Genomic DNA, 20,267 nt, shown 5'->3' with positions numbered 1-20,267 from the left:
GGCAAATGAAAAATGCTCCGTATCTTTCGATACGGAGCATTTTTTTTAGCACCGCGCTTCAAACACATCAGCCAACTTATTTATTACATAACCCAGTCTCTAACTATCGAACGCGATCGACACTCACACTGCCCACACACAAACATGACACTTCAACAAGATTCAGACTAACACTAACGAGCCTCGCTGACTTTTTATAACATTCATTGACACGCAAACGCAGACCTCCTAGATTACTGGCACTCTGCCAACGCCAAGACTACGCATAAACTTTGTTAAGTTAATGGAATGCTGAGTTTCTGAGTTATTTCATTCCTGGTACAACGCATGAAATATGTAGACGATATTACGAAACTCTTTACACGTTTTGGTGCCAATGCGGAAACTTACCAGGAAATACAACCAAACTATAAAGATTTCAAAGACGACCCGATTACATCTGCAATGGCTGAGCCAGAACCAGAGTCGGCGGCCTTGTCTCCCACAACGCCAACGTCTCCTGTGTTTCAACTGGACGAGCCACAGTCTTCTTTATTGACTGGCGCGCCGATCGAGCCTGTGAAGAATGTTTTCCTCCCGCTGCCTTCGCCCAAGTCCCCTCCCCTGACTGAGCCACCTGCGAGTGCTGCTGCGGATGACCGTCAGCGATTGAGCGACCTGTTGCGTGAACTCAACCAGGTTCGTCGGGACGGTCTGCCAGAAACGATTCGCAAGCGGACCAAGGCGAAGGTCATTGCCATCGTTTCAGCGAATGGCGGGGTGGGTAAAAGCACCATCGCCGCTGGCCTCGCGAAAACACTTCGGCACCCTGGCGGGCGAGTCATCGCGATTGATCTGGACCCTCAGAACGCGCTGTCCAGCCACTTGGGTATCACCAGGCCGGCTCCCGGGCTGATCCAACTCAAAGAGCAGGACGCCGACTGGGGCGCTCATCGCCTGCCGGGCTTTAGCGACAGTGAGTGCCTGCCCTTCGGCACTGGCGAGCTGAACGATCGCCGATTGCTCAGGCAGATGCTGCTTGAAGATGCTGACTGGTTGAGCCAGCACCTGGCGTCAATGCACCTCAGCGAAAACGATACCGTGATCCTGGATACGCCTTCGGGCGCGACCGTCTATTCGCAACAGGCACTCGACGCTGCCGATCTGGTGCTGGTGATGACGGTGGCCGACGCGGCCTCCTACCTGGCACTGGACACCATGACCCAGTGGCTGGAAACCAGCCCGCGACGCGCACAGCAGCAGCGGTATGTGCTCAACCAATGGGATGACTCCCGTGCGTTCAGCAGGGACATGGGCGTGCTGTTTCGGCGACGGCTCGGCGCTAACCTGATCGGGACGATTCGCCTCGATCACCAGTTCAACGAGTCGCTGGCCTATGGTCGGGACCTGTTGCAGCACGCGCCTGAGAGCATTGGCTGTCAGGACATTCTGTCGCTATCAGGCGCGGTCCATGCCCTGCTTTTCACGGATGCTTCCAGCCAGCAGGGCACGCTATGACCGTCCAGCTGAATCAGCTACCTGCAAAGACCTGGTGGTTGCAGAAGCTGCTGGATAGCTTCCAGGATCGCTTTAGCCAATGGCCCCTGCGTTGGCGCCTGGGCCTGAAAATTTCAGGCGGGCTGATTGCAGCATTGTTGGTGCTGGGTATCCTCACTGCACCGCAGAATCTGTATTCCCAAGCCGTGTTTGCCTCCGTCTGTTTTGCCGCCAGCCTGATCATCCGCAAGCAAACCGGGCGTCTGGCGATCCTGACCCTGATCACCCTCTCGCTGATCGCTTCGTTGCGTTACATGTACTGGCGCCTGTCCGACACTCTGGACTTCGACAACTGGCAGGATGCCGTATTTGGCTACGGGCTGGTGCTGGCAGAACTGTATGCCTTGCTCGTCCTGGTCTTCGGCTATATACAGACCGCCTGGCCGTTGCAACGTAAGCCGCAGTTTCTGCAACAGCCACCCGCTGAATGGCCGACGGTGGATGTGTTCATCCCCACCTATAACGAAGCACTGGGTATCGTCAAACTGGTGGTGCTCGCGGCTCAGGCCATTGACTGGCCCGAGGGCAAACTGCGGGTGCACGTGCTCGATGACGGACGCCGGGAGGAATTCAAGGCTTTCTGTCAGCAGATTGGTGTCAACTACATCACCCGCGACAACAATCAACATGCCAAGGCCGGCAACCTCAACGAGGCACTCAAAGTCACCGATGGCGAGTTCATTGCCATATTCGACGCCGACCACGTGCCCACCCGCTCCTTCCTGCAAATCACCATGGGCTGGTTTTTAAAGGACCCGAACCTGGCGTTGCTGCAAACGCCGCATTTTTTCTACTCACCCGATCCGTTCGAAAAAAACCTCGATACCTTTCGCTCGGTACCCAATGAAGGTGAGCTGTTCTACGGCCTGGTGCAGGACGGCAACGACTTGTGGAACGCGGCATTCTTCTGTGGCTCCTGCGCGGTCATCCGGCGGACTCACTTGCTGGAAGTCGGCGGCATCGCCACCGAGACCGTGACCGAAGATGCGCACACGGCACTCAAGCTCAATCGCCGTGGTTTCAACACCGCTTACCTCGCCATTCCACAAGCGGCGGGACTGGCCACCGAAAGCCTTTCCCGACACATCAGCCAGCGCATACGCTGGGCACGGGGCATGGTGCAGATTTTTCGGACCGACAATCCCTTGTTTGGCAAAGGGCTGAACCTGGGGCAGCGCATCTGCTACCTCAATGCCATGATGCACTTTTTCTACAGCCTGCCCCGCCTGGTGTTCTTGACCGCACCATTGGCCTACCTGTTTTTCGACGCGCAGATTTTCCATGCCTCGGCGTTGATGGTCACGGTCTATGTACTGCCGCATATTTTCCATTCCAGCCTGACCAACTCCAGCATCCAGGGGCGCTTCCGCCATTCCTTCTGGAACGAAGTGTATGAGTCGGTGTTGGCCTGGCACATCATGCGACCGGTCCTGCTGGCTCTAATCAGCCCTTCGCTGGGCAAATTCAACGTAACCGACAAGGGCGGCACCGTCGAAAAGGACTATTTCAACTGGAAGCTCGCGCGGCCTTACATCGTCCTGTTGACCTTGAACATGATCGGTCTGGCGATCGGCGTGGTGAAACTGGTCGGGAGTGATTCGGCCGAGGTCACTACCCTGCTGATCAACCTGATCTGGACCGTGTACAACATCATCATCGTCAGCACCGCCGTGGCGGTGGCCACTGAGTCCTCTCAGGTGCGCAACGAGCCCAGGGTGCCCGCGGATCTGCCCGTGCGCGTCTATCGCGAAGACGGCACATCGTTCGATTGCATAACCCGGGACTTCTCACAAAACGGCGTGGGTCTGGCACTGCCACCGCAAGTTCAGCTCAGCGCCAAAGAGAAGCTGCGGCTGTGCATTCTGCGCACACCTCCCTCAAGCCTCTTTCCCGCAACAACGATCTTCAGCAACGACAACGTGGCAGGCGTGAAATTCGAGGGTTTGACCCTGCGCCAGCAAAGTGAGCTGGTGCGACTGACCTTTTCACGGGCCGACACCTGGGCCAACACGTGGGGCAACGGCCGCCTCGACGCGCCAATGTCAGCGTTGCGCGAGGTCAGCAGCATTGGCTTGCGCGCCATCCTGCGCTTGTTCGTTGCCACCCTAAAGGACAGCCAGGCGCTGCTGCGCAAACGCCCGGCCACTCCATCACCCATCGACCCCACCGCGGACACGCAACGATCTTGAAGCCTTCCACTCGCCGGACCTTTCCTCCTCGTCGCTCACTCATGCTGCTCGCCTGCTCACTAGTGGGCTGGAGCGACTGGGCGTTGAGTGCTGCCACCCCCATCAGCGCCACAGAGCCGGCGGTGATGCCGGTCGCATCGTTGCCCGGGACCGATGCCCCGAGCAACAGCTATACCCGCACCCTCAAGGAGCTCGGCAAAAGCTATTCGATGAACCTTAAAGGCGTGGAGGCTACCGACAGTGTGAACTTCAATGTGCGCGCCGATGAAGTCGTCACGGCTGCGCAGGTCACGCTGCAGTACAGCTATTCACCGGCGCTGCTGGCCGACCTTTCGCAAATCAACGTGCTGATCAACGATCAAGTGGCCGCCAGCCTGCCCCTCCCGAAGGAAGAGGCCGGTAAATTGCAGACCCGGACCGTGCAGATTCCGCCGCAGACCATCACCGAATTCAACCGGCTCAGCCTGCAGTTCATCGGTCACTACACGATGCAATGTGAAGACCCTCTGCACTCCAGCCTGTGGGCCAAGATCGGCAACGAGAGCCAGCTGAGCCTCCAGGTGTCCTCGATTAAACAGCCCAACGACCTGTCCGCTCTGCCTCTGCCCTTGTTCGATCGTCGAGATGCTTCGCCCCTGAAGCTGCCCTTCGTGTTCACTGCGCGCCCGGGCGGCCCTGAGCTTGAGGCCGCCGGTATCCTGTCGTCCTGGTTTGGCGCCCTGGCCAGCTACCGCGGCGCAACCTTCCCCGCCAGCCTCACCAGCCTGCCGGCCAAAGGCAACGCCGTGGTGTTTGTCAGCAGCGGCGAATCGACGGCCTTGAGTGGCTTGCCGATCAAAGCGGCCACGGGGCCGACATTGACACTCGTGAGCAACCCGAATGATGCTCAGGGCAAACTGTTGATCGTCTCCGGGCGCGATGGCGCCGATCTCAAGGTCGCCGCGACCGCGCTGGCCCTCGGTGGCTCGGCTTTTTCCGGGCAGAGCGTGGTGATCGACCGGATCGACTCGCTCAAGCCACGCCGACCGTACGACGCGCCTAACTGGCTGCCCTCCGACCGCCCGGTTCGCCTGGGTGAACTGGCGAAGCCCGCAGAACTCAATGTATCGGGTTACAACCCGGGACAAATGACGGTTGCGCTGCGCTTGCCACCCGACCTGTTCAACTGGCGTGAACCCGGCGCACAACTTGACCTGAAATACCGCTATACGCCGCAGCCGGTCTCCACCAATTCCTCGTTGCTGGTCCACTTCAACGATACCTTCATCAAATCGATCGATCTGCCTTCGATCGAGAAACTCGGCAGCAGCGACAGCCTGCTGGCGATGCTCAAAACCGACGACAGCCTGGCCCGCACGTCGCGCATGCTGTTGCCGCTCAATTCCGTAGCGCTGCAATCACGCCTGCAATTTCGCTTTATGTATGACTACATCAAACAGGGCGACTGCCGCGACATCATCATCGACAACATGCGCGGTGTGATCGACCCGGACTCGACCCTGGACCTCAGCCAATACGAACACTTCATGGCCATGCCCAACCTCGGGGTGTTCAAGGACAGCGGCTTCCCGTTCACCCGCATGGCCGACCTTTCTGAAACATCGGTGATCCTGCCCAACGAACCAGGCCCGGCCGATCTGAGCGCCTATCTGACCGTGCTGGGCCGCTTCGGCGACTCCACCGGTTATCCGGCCACCGGCGTAAAGGTGGTCCACGCCGACCAGGTGGCCGAGCAAAGCGACCGGGATCTGCTGGTGCTCGCCTCGGGCAACAATCAGCCGCTGCTGGAGCAATGGCAAAACCTGCTTCCGGCCAAGGACGAAGCTGCTGCGCAGTACTTTGAACTGTCTGACCTGCCCTTGCGTCTGCGTAACTGGATCAGCCCGGATACGAAAACCAATCTGCGTGAAGCGCGCAGCAGCTTCAGGTTCAGCGCTGACGACGGCAGTGCTTATCTGACTGGATTCGAATCGCCGCTCAAGAGTGGGCGCAGTGTGGTGTTTATCGCCAGCGCAAGGCCCAACGGCCTGGCCGACGTGACCAACGCCCTGCTCAGCAGCGAAGAAAACGCCCACGAGTTGCAAGGCAGTCTGGTGGTGGTCAAGGGCAAGCATGTCAAATCGCTGGTCGCCGAACAGGACTACTACGTCGGGAGCCTGGGGCCATTGCGCTATCTGCAGTGGTACCTCTCGCAAAACATAATGGCGCTCATGCTGTTCACGCTCCTCGGGGTCCTGCTGCTTGCTTCGATGACTTACCTGGCCCTGCGCTTACGGGCCAAACGTCGTCTTGGCCAATGAGCTGCGCATGCCTGTGTCGTCCATGAGCAGCCGGGCGGTTTCACTTCGCCAGTGCCTGCGCGGTAACGCGCGCAGGTTGAGCGTTGTGCTTGCGCTCGCCCTGCCGGTGCCTGCGATAGCCGCCACAACTCCCTGTGAGTTGCCGGCCTGGCCACTGTGGCAAACCTATGCAACGCGCTTCGTCCAGGCCGACGGCCGGGTTCTGGAATCGAGCCTGGAGAACAATCACAGCACTTCTGAAGGGCAATCCTACGGCATGCTCTTCGCACTGATCGGCAACGATCAGGCACGCTTTGACAAACTCTGGCGCTGGACATCAGCCAACCTCGCAGGCTCCACCACCGCCACTCGCCTGCCAGGCTGGTTATGGGGGCAAGGCACGGACGGTCAGTGGCGCCTGCAGGACGCCAACTCGGCTGCCGACGCCGACCTGTGGATCGCCTACGCCCTGCTCGAAGCCGCACGCCTGTGGCATCGGCCGGACTATCGCCAGGATGCCCTGCACCTGATGGCGACGATTGAAGCGCAATTGGTCGTCTCGCTGCCCGGGCTGGGGCCGATGGTATTGCCTGGACCACAGGGCTTCGTCCTGCCGGATGCTCTCTGGCGCCTGAACCCCAGCTACCTGCCACTGCCACTGTTACGGCGGCTGGCCAAGGAAGCTCCCAACGGGCCCTGGCAAGCGATTGCCAACAACACCGCGACGATGATTGCCCAATCAAGCCACCACGGTTTTGTCGCTGACTGGGTCGGTTATCAAGGCACTTCAGCGCAATCGGGTGTCTTCGTCAGCGACCCGATCAACGGCGACACGGGCAGCTACGATGCCATTCGCGCGTACCTCTGGCTGGGCATGAGCGACGCCTCCGAACCGCTGGCAGCGCTCCTGCTCAAACGGCTGGACGGCATGGCTCGCAGCACTGTCGCGACGGGTTCCCCCCCGGAAACAATCCGGATTCTCCACGGCAGTGTCCAGGGTCAGAGCCCGTTCGGATTCTGGGCTGCACTGATTCCCTACCTTGAGGCCAAGGGGCATCCCCGATTGGCCGATCAACAACGCCAGCGCGTGGAGCTCGCCTTGCAAGAGGCGCTGGCCAGGCCTGATGCCGACGCCAGTCCGCCGCGTTACTACAACTTCATGCTTAGCCTGTTCGCGCTCGGCTGGGCAGATAAACATTACCGATTCCGGGAAGACGGAACGCTGAAACTCTCCTGGGAGACCGCATGCACGCGCACCACCGCACGCTAGCCATCGCCGTCATGAGCGCATGGACGGCTGCTGCACACGCTCAAAGTCCGACGCCACAGACGTTACTCGTCGAGCAAGGGCATTACTGGCAGTCGCACAACAACCCTCAACGCGCTACGGAAGTCTGGCAGAAAGTCCTGCTGCTGGACCCGGTCCAGGTTGACGCACTCTATGGCCTGGGCTTGATCGGCGTGCAACAGGGCAAGCCACAACAGGCGCAGCAATACCTCGCCCGCTTGCAGGCCATCCAGCCAACGCCTCGGCAGGCTCTGCAATTGGCGCAGGACATCGGCGTGGCCCAACCGCAGAACCAGCAGCGCCTGGAGGAGGCTCGGCGCCTCGTCGATGCCGGTGAGCGTGACAAGGCGACCGCCGTGTTTCGCTCGCTGTTCGATGGCCGCCCACCTCAAGGTACGATCGGCCGCGAGTATTACAACAACCTTGCCTTCAATCAGGCTGACTGGGCTGAAGCACGCAGCGGATTCCAGCGCCTGCAACGTGAGATGCCCAACGACTCGATCGTCGCGCTGTTTTACGCCAAGCATCTGGTCCGTCGTGAAGACAGCCGTGCCGAGGGCATTCGTGCACTGGCCGCGCTGACCCAGCGTACCGACATTGCCGGTGATGCCGACGAAAGCTGGCGACTGGCACTGACCTGGATCGGTCCGCCCAATCCGGCACAAGTACCGTTGTTCGAGGCGTACCTCAAGACGCATCCGGATGACGTGGAAATCCGCGCGCAGATGAACAAGGGCAAGCAACAGCCGGCAACGACGGCCAGCAAGGAATGGCAACCGCCCGCCGAAGTCGCGCGCGGCCTGAAGGCGCTCAAAGCAGGCGATCAGGCCACCGCCGAGCAGGCGTTTCAAGCACGCTTGAAAACCCGGCCCGATGACGCTGACGCGCTCGGCGGCCTTGGGGTTATTCGCCAGCAGCAACAGCGACTGGCCGAAGCGGAAAAGCTCCTGGGTCAGGCCACGCGACAACACAACGGCAGCCACTGGCAAGTGGCGTTGAACGAAGTGCACTACTGGTCGGCGTTGCAGCAGGCCCGCGATGCCCAGGCCAAAGGCCAGACAGCCCAGGCACAGGCCTTGGTGAACCAGGCGCTGCGGCAGAATCCAAACGGGGCGGATGCTCTCCTCGCCCTGGCGGATATTCAGGCCAGCGCGGGCCAGTTCGATGACGCGCAGCGCAATTATCGGCAGATTTTGAATCTGCGCCGCGACGACCCTCGAGCACAGGAAGGGTTGGTTAATGTGCTACTCAAGAGCGGCAAGAACGATGAAGCCCTGCAACTGATCAACAGCCTGCCAGCCACCGGACAGGCAAAGACCGGCCAGTCCGCACGCCTGCAAGCCTTGCGCGCGACGCAACTGGCCGCCCTCGCCGAACAACGCAACGACCTGCCCGCTGCGCGCAACGCCTTGCAAGACGCGCTGCGCGTTGAGCCGGACAACATCTGGACACGTTTCGCCCTGGCCCGCCTGAACCTGGCAATGGACGAACCGCAAAAGGCTCGGGACCTGATCAACACCATGCTCCAGGCCCACCCCGACAATGCCGATGCGCTTTACGTCAGCGCCTTGCTGTCGGTCCAGATGGGTGAGTGGAAAGCCGCCCAGGCAACCTTGGGACGCTTGCGCCCCGACCAGCGCACCCCGGACATGGAAGCACTGGCCGCTGATGTCAGCCTCAACCTGCAACTCAGCCAGGCGATCGGGTTGGGCAAGCGCGGACAGCGCCAGGAAGCCCTGACCTTGCTCGATCGTACTCAGCCGATGGCCAACAACAGTCCAGATCGCACGGCGAGCCTGGCCTCGGCCTATGTCGAGATCGGCGAGCCGACCCGAGCGCTGGCCCTCATGCGCGGCCAGTTGCAACACACCGCTGCGCCCTCGGCGGACTTCATCCTGCAATACGCCGCGGTCCTGCTTGAGTCCGGGGAAGACGCCCAGGTCAACGAGATTCTGCGCGACCTTCAGAACAAGCCCTTGAACGCACCGACTCGCAAGCGTTTCGACGACCTGCTCCATCTCTATCGCATCCGCCAGGCTGACCATCTACGCGAACAAGGCAATCTGGCCAGCGCGTATGACACGCTGGCGCCCGCGCTGGCGCAACGTCCCGGTGACAGCGCCGCCGTCGCGGCGCTGGCGCGAATGTATTCGGCCAACGGCGACACGACAAAAGCCCTCGAACTCTACAAGCCGCTGTTACAACGTCAGCCAAACGACCCACAACTGCTGTTGGGTGCCGCCGACGCGGCGGTGTTGGCACATGACACAGGCTTTGCCGAACAGGCACTGCAACAGCTGCTCAAGACCGAATCCGGCAACCCTCAAACGCTGACCGAGGCCGCCCGCCTTTACCAGAACATGGGCAAGACCGGCACGGCGACCGATCTGCTGCGCAAGGCAGTGGCCATCGAGCAGAGCGAGAAACGCAGAAGCCAGAGCGGCCAACTGGCCGGGTCGACGGTGGCACCCAACCCTTTTGCGGGGGTGTCGGGGCCACGTAGCGAGGTCAGTCGCGACACCTTGCTGGCAGCGATCCCGCCACCGGCTCAGGAAATACCGGGCAGCGTGAGGTCTAACACCCCTTTTGGCATCGACGCCCTGCCAAGGCCCCAGCAGGCGAGCAATCCATTCGAGTCGCAGCTGCCGCGCGCAGCACTGGTGAGTGAAGACATCAGCCCCGCGCAACTGGCGCTGAATAAAATCCTTCAGGAGCGCAGTGCCTACGTCACCCAGGGCGTGAGCATTCGCAGCAACAACAGTGAGTCGGGGTTGAGCAAGCTGACCGATATTGAAACGCCGCTGGAAATCAATATCCCGCTGGATGAAAGCCGTGTCGCCCTGCGCGTGACGCCGGTCTCGCTGAACGCCGGCAGTGCCAGCGGCGAAGCACTGCAGCGCTTCGGTAGCGGTGCGCAGAGCGAAGGCGCCGGCTCGCAAAAAGCCGAGGGTGTCGGTCTTTCCGTCGCTATTCAACGGCCCGCGGATGGGCTCAAGGCCGATCTCGGCACCACCCCGCTCGGCTTCAAATACTCCACCGCCACGGGCGGCATCAGCGTTGATCGCCCCATAAGCGACTCCTCTAATGTCCGCTACGGGGTGAGCGTTTCCCGGCGTCCGGTGACTGACAGCGTCACCTCGTTTGCCGGCACCACGGACAAACGCAGCGGGCAGTCCTGGGGCGGTGTGACCGCCAACGGCGGGCGCGGCCAGTTGAGCTATGACGACAGCGAAGTCGGCGCCTATGGCTACGCCTCCTGGCACCAGCTATTGGGCAACCATGTCGAATCCAACAGCCGCAGTGAACTGGGCAGCGGCATCTACTGGTACCTGCAAAATGCAACGGACAGCAAGCTGACCGTCGGCCTGAGCATGACCGGCATCAGCTACGCGAACAATCAGGACTATTTCACCTATGGCCACGGCGGCTATTTCAGTCCGCAGACGTTCTTCGCCCTGGGCGTACCGGTGACCTGGGCACAACGCACCGGGCGCTTGACGTATCAAGTCAAGGGCTCGGTCGGCGTGCAGCATTTCGAGCAAGACAGTGTCGACTATTTCCCGACCGACAAAGCCCTGCAGGCGGCCTCGGGCCTGCGTTACGCCGGGCAAAACAAAACCGGGATCGGCTACAGCGTCGCCGCAGCGGCTGAATACAAGGTCGCTTCGAACTTCCTGCTGGGCGCCAATCTGGGCCTGGACAACGCCCACGACTACCAACAATTCAGCGGCGCCCTGTCTTTGCGTTACCTGTTCGAGGACATCAGCGGCCCCATGAGCTTGCCGGTCAGTCCGTACGCCTCACCTTATTCCAACTGATCATTCTGGAGTTTCCGATGCCCACTTCTGCCCTTGCCGGCCTGACGCTCCTTGTTCTTGGGGAGAGCCATATGAGCCTCGCGGACCATTTGCTGGAGCCGCTGCACGACAACCTGACTCGCCAAGGCGCCCTGGTTCACTCCATCGGTGCCTGTGGCGCCAGCGCCGGCGACTGGCTGATCAGTAAAAAGGTCGACTGCGGTGCCGAGCGCAAAGGCAACGACAAGATGGTGATCAAGGGTCGTGACGCCACCACCACACCGATCCAGGACCTGATCGCCGCCGACAAGCCCGACCTGGTGGTACTGGTCATCGGCGACACCATGGCGTCCTACGACAAGCCCGTGTTTCCGAAGGCCTGGGCATGGCAAAGCGTCACCGGCCTGGCCAAGGCCATCGCGGCCACCGGGACCCGTTGCGCCTGGGTGGGCCCGGCCTGGGGCAAAGCCGGTGGCATGTACCAGAAGAATGATGCCCGCACCCAGTTGATGTCGCAGTTTTTAGCCGCGAACGTGGCGCCTTGCACCTACATCGATTCGCTGACGTTCTCCAAACCCGGGCAGTGGATCACCACCGATGGGCAGCACTTTACCGTCGCCGGTTATCAAGCCTGGGGCACTGCGATTGGTGGTGCGTTGGCCAAGTTGCCCGCCAATACCGTCAGCAGCACAGGAGCCGGCAAATGACTCGATCCACATGTGGCTGGGCGCTGTTCGCGCCCTTGATGCTGAGCCTGCACGCCCAGGCCGCCGACATTGCCCTGTACCCGACGGGCCCGGATCAAGACTCGGCCTTCCTGCGCTTTATCAACGCCGCCGACCGCCCCTTGCAACTGCTGGCCGAAGGCTCGCAGGCCAGCCTCAGACTCGAGGGAGCGAATGCCGTGTCCGACTACCTGCCCGTGCCCGCCAACCAGCCGATCAAGGGCACCCTGGAACGCAACGGCAAAAGCCAGCCACTGGACATCCAGGTGGCAGCAGGGGAATTCGCCAGTGTGATCGCTTTGCCAGACAGCGCTCAAGGCATCCGCCAAGTCGTCATCCGAGAGCAACCCGACGACTTCAATAGCCTGAGAGCTTCGTTGGCGTTTATCAGCGCCGATCCAGCGTGCGCCCAGGCCCGTTTGCGTGCTGCGGGGAAAAACACCGACCTGTTCAAGGAGGTGGCGGACGGCAGCGTGCAACGCCGAGCGATCAACCCGGTCAGCCTGTCGGTTCAATTGGTCTGCGCCCAAACCAACGTCGGTGCGCCACTTGACCTGGGCCAGCTCAAGGCCGGCGAGCGCTACAGCGTTGTGCTGCTGCCTGGTGCAAATGGCCCGCACCTGTTGCTCGCGACTGACGTCCTGGCCCACTGATCGGATCGCGCCACCACCATGGTTTTTGCCTCTCTCGAGTTTCTGACGTTGTTCCTGCCGCTGTTCTTGTGCAGCTATGCAGTGTGCCCAGCCGCCTGGCGCAACGTCACGTTACTGATCGGCAGCTGGCTGTTCTATGGCTGGTTGAGCCCTCGGTTCCTCGCAGTGCATGTGGTGCTAACGATCACGGCGTGGGCCGGCGGCTTGCTGATTGACGCCTTGCGGGAAAAAGACAAGCGCCGCGTGCGGCTACTCGTGACATTGATCGTGCTCAACACGGCGGTGCTGTGCTGGTACAAGTACGCCAACATCGTCGCCGGTACGTTGATCGATGCCCTTGCCTGGTCTGGCGCCATGCCGCTGGACTGGCAGCGAGTCATCATGCCGGCCGGGCTATCGTTTATCGTCTTGCAGGCGATTTCCTATCTGGTGGATGTACACCGCCGCACCGTGCCGGCCGAACGCAGCTTAATTAATTACGCCACCTATATTTCGATGTTCGGCCATTCGGTCGCCGGTCCCATCATTCGCTATGACTGGGTTCGGCGTGAGCTGAATCAGCGTCACTTCAACTGGCAGAATTTCTCGCTGGGCGCACGCCGGTTCATGGTCGGGATGAGCATGAAGGTCCTGGTGGCCGACACCCTGTCGCCGGTGGTCGATGTGGCGTTCAATGTGCAGAACCCAAGTTTCTCTGACGCCTGGATCGGCTGCCTTGCTTACTCCTTGCAACTGTTCTTCGACTTCGCCGGCTACAGCGCCATGGCCATTGGTCTTGGATTGATGCTGGGCTTCCACTTTCCCGAGAACTTCAACCGTCCCTATCTGGCCAACAGCATCCAGGACTTCTGGCGCCGCTGGCATTTGTCGCTGTCCAGCTGGCTGCGTGACTATCTGTATATTTCGCTGGGTGGTAATCGCAACGGCACCTGGAAAACCTATCGCAACCTGTTCCTGATCATGGCTATCGCCGGCCTCTGGCACGGTGGCGATAGCTGGAATTATCTGCTGTGGGGCAGCGCCCATGGCATTGCGTTGTGTGTGAATCGTGTCTGGAACAGCTCTACCCTGCCCCCGTTACAGCCAGTGTTTTCCCATGGGCTGACCCTGCTGTTCGTCTGCCTGGCCTGGACACTGTTCCGCGCCCCCGACTTTCATAGCGCGCTGAGCCTGTATGCCGGACAGTTCGGCCTGCAGGGCATTGCCCTCGGTGACGAACTGTCCGCGATCCTACGCCCGGTACACGGCCTTGCGGGTTTGCTGGGGGTGTTCGGTGTCGTTGCACCGTTGTTGCACCCTTACTGTGAGAAACGACTGGGCGGCCTATTGCTCCACACCACCGCCCTTTGGCCCATCGCCGGTTTCATGCTGTCGTTCGCACTGATCGCCAGTCGCGAAACCGTACCCTTCCTGTACTTCCAATTCTGATGACAACCCTAAAGCCTCCCCCGCTCCCTACTCAGCCAGATGATTTGGCGATTCGCAGCAGTCGGTTGGCAGGCGTGGCGCTGCTGATATTCCTGTTCGTCGGACTGCTGTCCTCTGGCCGTCTGATCGTTTCAGGGCAGATCTCACTGTTACCCGGTGAAGTGCAGACCTCGCAGATTCTTGACGGCGATATCACTCATCGACTCGCCAAGGAACTGTCGAACGCTCACCTCCCCACGACCTTCGCCAAGCTGGAGCGCGGAGTCAGTTGGCTGCTCCTCAGTGACACCGGGCCGAGGGTTCGCTCAGGTTGTCCTGGCTGGTTGTTTTTGGCCGATGAGCTCAAGGTCAACCATCAAGCGCAGCGCAATGCCGATGCCAAAGCCCAGGCCGTGATTGATCTAAAGCAGCAGCTCTCCCAGCGTGGTATCAGCCTGCTGGTGGTCATCGTTCCAGACAAGAGCCGCATCGCTTCCGAGCAGCGTTGCACACTGCATCGCCCAGCCGCTCTCGAAGGACGCATCCAGGCCTGGACCTCAAAGCTGGATGCGGGCGGCGTGTCGAATCTGGACCTCACCGCGGCGCTGACGCCACTGGGGGCCAGTGCCTGGTTGCGCACCGATACGCACTGGAGCGAATCCGGCGCGAAAACGGCGGCCGATGYCATCACACAGCGCCTGAAGACCCTGGGCATCAGCGCCACGCCAAGCAGGTCGTTCAATGAACGTCATGCCCCGCTCGCGGTTCGACCTGGCGATCTGGTCCATCTGGCGGGAATCGACTGGCTGCCGCTCAAATGGCAACCCGCACCCGACATGGTCGCCCAAACCAGCACCCACGAAATTCCCGTTGCGTCGGCCGCCAACCCTGACACTGAGGCAGACCTTTTTGGCGATGCCGACCTCCCCAACACCGCGCTCATCGGCACTTCATTCTCACGCAACTCCAACTTCGCAGGGTTTCTGCAGCAGGCACTGGGCGCCCCCGTGGGTAACTTCGCCAAAGACGGTGGAGCGTTCTCTGGCGCTGCAAACAGCTACCTCAACAACCCGGCTTCCAAAGAAACGCCGCCAAAGCAAATCATCTGGGAAATCCCGGAGCGGGACCTGCAATCGGCGTACGTCGACCCCATTGCCTATCGCTCTTTGCGGTAGGCAATCACACCTGGCTGAAGGCAATCTTCGCCAGCTCGCCCCGCGTGTGCAGGGCATTTCTCTCGATTGTTACCATCTTCGCAACAGTGTTTCTCCTTTCCGGCAAATGACAATTTGTCGCAGGGCTCGCTTTTTTTGATATCTTTGCGCAATTAACCAAATAGTTAACAACTATTTTCAGACTTGCCTTCACTGCTCTTAACCCTCCCCACAAACGTTCATGCGTCAGTAGGATCATGCAACATGACTAAGTCTCGACCTTCGGCATCCGTCAGCCGCTGGCCCATCTGGGTCGTCGCCTTCGGTGTGCTGGTATTTGGATTATTCTTCGCAACCGGTGGTGGCTACCTCGCCACGCTGGGTGGCAGCTGGTACTTCCTGCTCGCCGGTTTCGGTTTGATCGTCTCTGCCGTACTGCTCTTCAAGCAGCGTCTGCAGGGTGCCTGGCTGTTCGCGGCGGTGATGGTGCTGACCGTGATTTGGGCGCTGGCGGATGTCGGACTGAACTTCTGGCCACTGATCTCTCGCTTGTTCGCCCTGGGCGTGCTGAGCCTGTTGGTGGCATTGGTCTACCCCCATCTGCGCAAGGCCAATAGCCTGGCCAGCGGCCGCAGTGGCTACGCTCTGAGCGGTGTGCTGGCAGTCGCCATCGTTGCAGGTGGTGCCGGTATGTTCGTTCCCCATGCCCCTGTTTCGCCGACCGGTGACGGCCCAGGGCTGACCAAGGTCGACCCCGCCAAGGCCCAGAAAAACTGGGAACACTACGGTAACGACGAAGGCGGCGGCCGCTTCGCCGCTCTGGACCAGATCAACCGTAGCAACGTCTCGAAGCTGGTGCCGGCATGGACCTACAATACCGGGGACATCGCGATCAGCGACGGCAATGGCGCCGAAGATCAGATGACACCGTTGCAGGTTGGCGACAAGGTGTTCATCTGCACCCCGCACAACAACCTCATCGCACTGGATGCCGATACCGGTAAACAGCTGTGGAAGAACGAGATCAACGCCAAGACCCGTGTTTGGCAGCGTTGCCGCGGTATCGCCTACTTCGACGCTACCGCTGCGCTCGCCCAGCCTGCTGACGGCAGCACACCTGTCAAACCCGTGTCGATACCGGCCGGCGCCAACTGCCAGCGCCGTCTGCTGACCAACACCATCGATGCGCGCCTGATTGCAGTGGACGCCGATACAGGGGAGTTCTGCCAGGGCTTCGGTAACAACGGCCAGGTTGATCTGAAAGCAGGTCTTGGCGACGTCCCTGATTCCTATTACCAGCTGTCATCGGCACCGCTGATGGCCGGGACCACCGTGGTTGTCGGCGGCCGTGTCGCCGACAACGTCCAAACCGACATGCCAGGTGGCGTGATCCGTGGTTTCGACGTCGTCACCGGCGAGATGCGCTGGGCATTCGACCCGGGCAACCCCGAAGACAAGCAGGCTCCGGCGGCCGGCAGCACCTACGTGCGCAGCACGCCCAACAGCTGGGCACCGATGTCCTACGACCCGGTAATGAACACCGTGTTCTTGCCGATGGGCAGTTCGTCCACCGACATCTACGGTGTGGAACGTACGGCACTGAACCACAAGTACGGCGCTTCCGTTCTTGCACTGAACGCAACAACCGGCGAAGAAAAGTGGGTCTACCAAACCGTCCACAACGACCTGTGGGACTTCGACCTGCCCATGCAGCCAAGTCTGATCGACTTCACCAAAGCCGACGGCAGCAAGGTGCCCGCCGTAGTGATCGGCACCAAAGCCGGCCAGATCTTCGTGCTTGACCGCGCCACCGGCAAGCCGCTGACCAAGGTTGAAGAGGTTCCGGTCAAAACCTCGAACATCCCGAACGAGCCTTACTCGCTGACTCAGCCGAAATCGGTGGGCATGCCAGCGATCGGCGCGCAAACGCTGACCGAGTCGGACATGTGGGGGGCAACGCCGTTCGATCAACTGCTCTGCCGTATCTCGTTCAAGAAAATGCGTTACGACGGGCTGTACACCGCACCAGGCACCGATATCTCGCTGAGCTTCCCGGGCTCGCTGGGAGGGATGAACTGGGGTGGTATCTCGACTGACCCGGTACACGGTTTTATCTTCGTCAACGACATGCGTCTGGGCCTGTGGATCCAGATGATTGCGGCGCAGAAAGATGCCAAGACCTCTTCCGGTGGTGAAGCACTGAACACCGGCATGGGCGCAGTACCGCTCAAAGGCACCCCGTATGCAGTGAACAAGAACCGCTTCCTGTCGGTTGCCGGCATCCCTTGCCAGGCACCGCCTTTTGGCACACTGACCGCGATCGACATGAAAACCCAGAAAGTCGCGTGGCAAGTGCCGGTCGGCACCGTCCAGGACACTGGCCCATTGGGTATCAAGATGCATCTGCCGTTGCCGATCGGCATGCCGACGCTGGGTGGTACGCTCTCCACCCAGGGCGGCCTGGTGTTCATCGCCGGTACACAGGACTACTACCTGCGCGCCTTCAACTCCGCCAACGGAGAAGAGGCCTGGAAAGCCCGGCTACCCGTGGGCAGCCAGGGTGGCCCGATGACGTATGTGTCGCCGAAAACAGGCAAGCAGTACGTTGTCATCACCGCGGGTGGTGCGCGTCAGTCACCCGATCGCGGCGATTATGTGATCGCTTACGCGCTGCCTGATAGCAAGTAACCCGTAACAACAAAAAGCCGCTGCCGCCCTGTGAGGGTGGCAGCGGCTTTTTGTTGTCTGCACGCTTGGCCCGTTGAACTCGCTGGCTCGGCGCGAAGCGGGTTTTAAAAATCGAAGAACACCGTTTCACCCTCCCCCTGAATACGTATGTCGAAACGATAAGCCGCCTTGCCATCCACCTCGCAACGCTGCGCTATCAGCGTTTCGCGACGCTGCGGTTGCTCGATCAGATTAAGCACCGGGCACGTCGCGTTGGCTTGTGGCTCATCGGCAAAGTACAGCCGGGTTTGCAGGTGAATATTGATCCCGCGGGCAAACAGCGACACATTGATGTGAGGCGCCATCGGCACCCCGGCGGCATTGTTCACCACGCCAGGCTTGATGGTGTTGAGTGTCCACTCCCCTGCATCGAAGGTGGTGGCGGTTCGGCCGAAACTGTTGAAGGTTTTTTCCGAGTCGAAGACCGGGTCGTAGACACCTTCATGATTGGCCTGCCAAAACTCCAGAAACGAGTCTCGCACCAGGTGACCGTTGCCGTCATAGACATGACCGATCAGCAGAATCTGTTCGCCCTCGGCACCCGGCTTGGCCATCTGATTCCAGATTTCTTCCGGCCGTGTCGGGTTGCCGGCAGCCTCTAGGGCCAGACCGATATGCACATAGGGGCCGGCCGTTTGCGAAGGGGTTTCGGGTAGCAGTTCGATAGGCATGGACGGACTCCTCAGCAGTTTTCGAAGTGGGTCTTGCGCTGGCCGCGCAGCACGATGTCGAAACGATAGGCCAGGCAATCCATCGGATTGGCATTACCCATGTCGAGCCGGGCGATCAGGCTCTGTACCGCCTCTGGATTGGCGATCGACTTGACGATCGGGCACATCGGGATCAGTGGATCGCCTTCGAAATACAGCTGGGTGATCAGGCGCGTGGCGATCGATGGTCCGCTGATGGAAAAATGGATGTGCGCCGGGCGCCAGTCATTCGGACCGTTGCGCCAAGGATACGGACCGGGTTTCACGGTGCGGAAGCTGTAGTAGCCGTCACGGTCGGTCAGAGCCCGGCCGACACCACCGAAATTCGGGTCCAATGGTGCCAGGTAGCGATCATTCTTGTGCCGGTAGCGACCACCGGCGTTGGCCTGCCACATCTCCACCAGGGTATGCGGGATGGGCTTGCCATATTGATCACAAACCCGGCCGGAAACGATGATCCTCTCGCCCACCGGCAACCCACCATTATTGAAGTTGAGTAGCAGGTCGTTATCGAACCGGCCCATTTTCAGGTGAGAGAAATCCGGGCCGCTGGTTTCGCTGGCCGACTGGGGGATGCTCACCAAGGCTTGGCGTGGAGAACGGGCGACAGAGGTTTTGTAATCAGGGGTCAGGGCTTTGGGGTGCCAATTACGGTCACGAATAACGAAACGACTGCTGTCTGCATCAGACATGTCGATCTCCTGTTGTTTGATTTATGGAGCACTACCTGCGCAGTTTCAAACAACAGAAGGCTGGGGAATATTGAAAAGCCATCCTCAACACATAACCAAATGGTTATGGATAAGACCCTTCGCGATACGCCTGCCCTACCTCGCGCAGCACCTCGACGCACCACTGGGCCGCCAGTGACAACGGCAAGCTGGCGTTACTGGAAATCCCCACCGAACCACCCGGTTCGCGCTGCCCCAGGTTGATCTCAAGCAGTTCGCCGCTTGCCAGATCCAGGCGCACGGCATCCAGAGGCGCGATCCAGATCGCCTCGCTGGACAACACATAACGACGGCTCAGGGTCACGGACAAGGTTTCCAGACGCTGCCGCGACTGGCTGATGCCACATTGCACGAACAGGCTATCGGCATATTTGCGAATCGTCGTTCCTGCCAGCGGCAGCACCAGCGGGAAATCTTCCAGGGCGCTACGCTCCAGTGGCTCGGCCAGCAAGGGATGATCGGGACGCACCACCAGTGTCATGGATTCACTGTACAGATGCTCGAAGGTCAGCCCCTGAATCTCCGGGCTATCTGTCATACGGCCGACCACCAGGTCCACATCGCCCACCCGCAACTGCGACAACAAATAGGCGCTTGGCCCGGTCACCACACTCACCACCAGCGCCGAATGGCGCTCGTGCAAGCGCCGTACAACCTCAGGCACCAGCAAACTTTCCACTGTCGACAACACGCCGAGTCGAACCGTGCCTGCCGCATATTCGCCACCGCGCAAGGTGTTCACCCCATCACGCAACGCCTGCACCGAAGGCCCGGCATAACGCAAAAAGGCAACCCCGGCTTCGGTCAGGTTCACACCACTTTTACTGCGTATAAACAGAGTTGCCGCCAGCAGTTCCTCCAGCTCCTTGAGCGTCTTCGACATCGCTGGCTGACTCACCGCCAACACATCCGCCGCCCGCGCCAGACTGCCCTGACGAGCCATTTCGAGAAAGCACACGAGGTGACGGAATTTGATGCGGGTGTCGATGTTCACTACGGAGCCCCGTGAGGTTGCCTCATTGGTATCGAAACGTTTGCAGGCAATCTTAGCGTGCGCTCAATTTCCTGGTG

The 20,267-nt window shown here is 60.4% G+C and carries 13 protein-coding genes; 10 read left to right on the top strand and 3 right to left on the bottom strand.

All coding sequences use genetic code 11. From position 1 onward, the window contains the following. Nucleotides 1-327: 327 nt before the first annotated feature. From bcsQ to AC1DIS_RS08675, 10 genes are all read left to right on the top strand, one after another. Nucleotides 328-1,497, top strand: a complete 1,170-nt coding sequence (bcsQ, locus tag AC1DIS_RS08720; RefSeq protein ID WP_086945679.1) for a cellulose biosynthesis protein BcsQ — start codon at nucleotides 328-330, stop codon at nucleotides 1,495-1,497. After that, a complete protein-coding gene (gene bcsA, locus AC1DIS_RS08715) occupies nucleotides 1,494-3,725 on the top strand; it encodes a UDP-forming cellulose synthase catalytic subunit (RefSeq protein ID WP_018927940.1) in 2,232 nt (743 codons plus the stop codon). Before bcsQ ends, bcsA begins: the two co-directional genes overlap by 4 nt. Next, nucleotides 3,722-6,025: a cellulose biosynthesis cyclic di-GMP-binding regulatory protein BcsB gene (gene bcsB, locus AC1DIS_RS08710; RefSeq protein ID WP_477744388.1), complete on the top strand. Its 2,304-nt coding sequence runs from the start codon at nucleotides 3,722-3,724 to the stop codon at nucleotides 6,023-6,025. The genes bcsA and bcsB overlap by 4 nt, the downstream gene beginning before the upstream one ends. Nucleotides 6,026-6,032: 7 nt before the next feature. Next, nucleotides 6,033-7,274, top strand: a complete 1,242-nt coding sequence (gene bcsZ, locus AC1DIS_RS08705) for a cellulose synthase complex periplasmic endoglucanase BcsZ (RefSeq protein ID WP_477744387.1) — start codon at nucleotides 6,033-6,035, stop codon at nucleotides 7,272-7,274. Then, on the top strand, nucleotides 7,250-11,110 hold the full coding sequence (locus AC1DIS_RS08700) for a cellulose biosynthesis protein BcsC (protein WP_477744386.1): 3,861 nt from the start codon (nucleotides 7,250-7,252) through the stop codon (nucleotides 11,108-11,110). Before bcsZ ends, AC1DIS_RS08700 begins: the two co-directional genes overlap by 25 nt. A gap of 17 nt (nucleotides 11,111-11,127) precedes the next feature. Continuing rightward, on the top strand, nucleotides 11,128-11,796 hold the full coding sequence (locus tag AC1DIS_RS08695) for an SGNH/GDSL hydrolase family protein (protein WP_477745571.1): 669 nt from the start codon (nucleotides 11,128-11,130) through the stop codon (nucleotides 11,794-11,796). Continuing rightward, nucleotides 11,793-12,467 carry an alginate O-acetyltransferase AlgF gene (locus AC1DIS_RS08690; RefSeq protein WP_477744384.1) on the top strand — a complete coding sequence of 225 codons (675 nt, stop codon included), beginning with the start codon at nucleotides 11,793-11,795 and terminating at the stop codon, nucleotides 12,465-12,467. Before AC1DIS_RS08695 ends, AC1DIS_RS08690 begins: the two co-directional genes overlap by 4 nt. A gap of 18 nt (nucleotides 12,468-12,485) precedes the next feature. Next, on the top strand, nucleotides 12,486-13,895 hold the full coding sequence (locus AC1DIS_RS08685; protein WP_477744383.1) for an MBOAT family O-acyltransferase: 1,410 nt from the start codon (nucleotides 12,486-12,488) through the stop codon (nucleotides 13,893-13,895). After that, entirely contained in the window at nucleotides 13,895-15,049 is a 1,155-nt protein-coding gene (locus AC1DIS_RS08680) for an alginate O-acetyltransferase AlgX-related protein (RefSeq protein WP_477780830.1), read from the top strand. The genes AC1DIS_RS08685 and AC1DIS_RS08680 overlap by 1 nt, the downstream gene beginning before the upstream one ends. A 243-nt stretch (nucleotides 15,050-15,292) precedes the next feature. Continuing rightward, nucleotides 15,293-17,716, top strand: coding sequence for a glucose/quinate/shikimate family membrane-bound PQQ-dependent dehydrogenase (locus AC1DIS_RS08675; RefSeq protein ID WP_477744381.1), 2,424 nt, complete (start codon nucleotides 15,293-15,295; stop codon nucleotides 17,714-17,716). Nucleotides 17,717-17,820: 104 nt separating this feature from the next. Here AC1DIS_RS08675 and pcaG read toward each other — a convergent pair whose 3' ends face one another. The 3 genes from pcaG to pcaQ form a co-directional block, all read right to left on the bottom strand. Then, nucleotides 17,821-18,426, bottom strand: coding sequence for a protocatechuate 3,4-dioxygenase subunit alpha (gene pcaG / locus AC1DIS_RS08670; RefSeq protein ID WP_018927931.1), 606 nt, complete (start codon nucleotides 18,424-18,426; stop codon nucleotides 17,821-17,823). Nucleotides 18,427-18,437: 11 nt separating this feature from the next. After that, a complete protein-coding gene (gene pcaH, locus AC1DIS_RS08665; RefSeq protein WP_018927930.1) occupies nucleotides 18,438-19,157 on the bottom strand; it encodes a protocatechuate 3,4-dioxygenase subunit beta in 720 nt (239 codons plus the stop codon). Between the two features lie 103 nt (nucleotides 19,158-19,260). Beyond that, nucleotides 19,261-20,190: a pca operon transcription factor PcaQ gene (gene pcaQ / locus AC1DIS_RS08660; RefSeq protein ID WP_477744380.1), complete on the bottom strand. Its 930-nt coding sequence runs from the start codon at nucleotides 20,188-20,190 to the stop codon at nucleotides 19,261-19,263. Between the last annotated feature and the right edge of the window lie 77 nt (nucleotides 20,191-20,267).

The sequence above is a fragment of the Pseudomonas sp. 05N433 genome (assembly GCF_056396925.1).
Note: the sequence above shows the minus strand (reverse complement) of the source record. Positions and strands in the feature narration are given on the sequence as shown.

Excerpts from the sequence above, each read along its gene's own strand:
- bcsZ (WP_477744387.1), top strand. The coding sequence starts at position 6,033 with ATGCCTGTGTCGTCCATGAGCAGCCGGGCGGTTTCACTTCGCCAGTGC.
- AC1DIS_RS08690 (WP_477744384.1), top strand. The coding sequence starts at position 11,793 with ATGACTCGATCCACATGTGGCTGGGCGCTGTTCGCGCCCTTGATGCTG.
- pcaH (WP_018927930.1), bottom strand. The coding sequence starts at position 19,157 with ATGTCTGATGCAGACAGCAGTCGTTTCGTTATTCGTGACCGTAATTGG.
- AC1DIS_RS08695 (WP_477745571.1), top strand. The coding sequence starts at position 11,128 with ATGCCCACTTCTGCCCTTGCCGGCCTGACGCTCCTTGTTCTTGGGGAG.
- AC1DIS_RS08675 (WP_477744381.1), top strand. The coding sequence starts at position 15,293 with ATGACTAAGTCTCGACCTTCGGCATCCGTCAGCCGCTGGCCCATCTGG.
- AC1DIS_RS08700 (WP_477744386.1), top strand. The coding sequence starts at position 7,250 with ATGCACGCGCACCACCGCACGCTAGCCATCGCCGTCATGAGCGCATGG.
- bcsA (WP_018927940.1), top strand. The coding sequence starts at position 1,494 with ATGACCGTCCAGCTGAATCAGCTACCTGCAAAGACCTGGTGGTTGCAG.
- pcaG (WP_018927931.1), bottom strand. The coding sequence starts at position 18,426 with ATGCCTATCGAACTGCTACCCGAAACCCCTTCGCAAACGGCCGGCCCC.
- bcsQ (WP_086945679.1), top strand. The coding sequence starts at position 328 with ATGAAATATGTAGACGATATTACGAAACTCTTTACACGTTTTGGTGCC.
- AC1DIS_RS08685 (WP_477744383.1), top strand. The coding sequence starts at position 12,486 with ATGGTTTTTGCCTCTCTCGAGTTTCTGACGTTGTTCCTGCCGCTGTTC.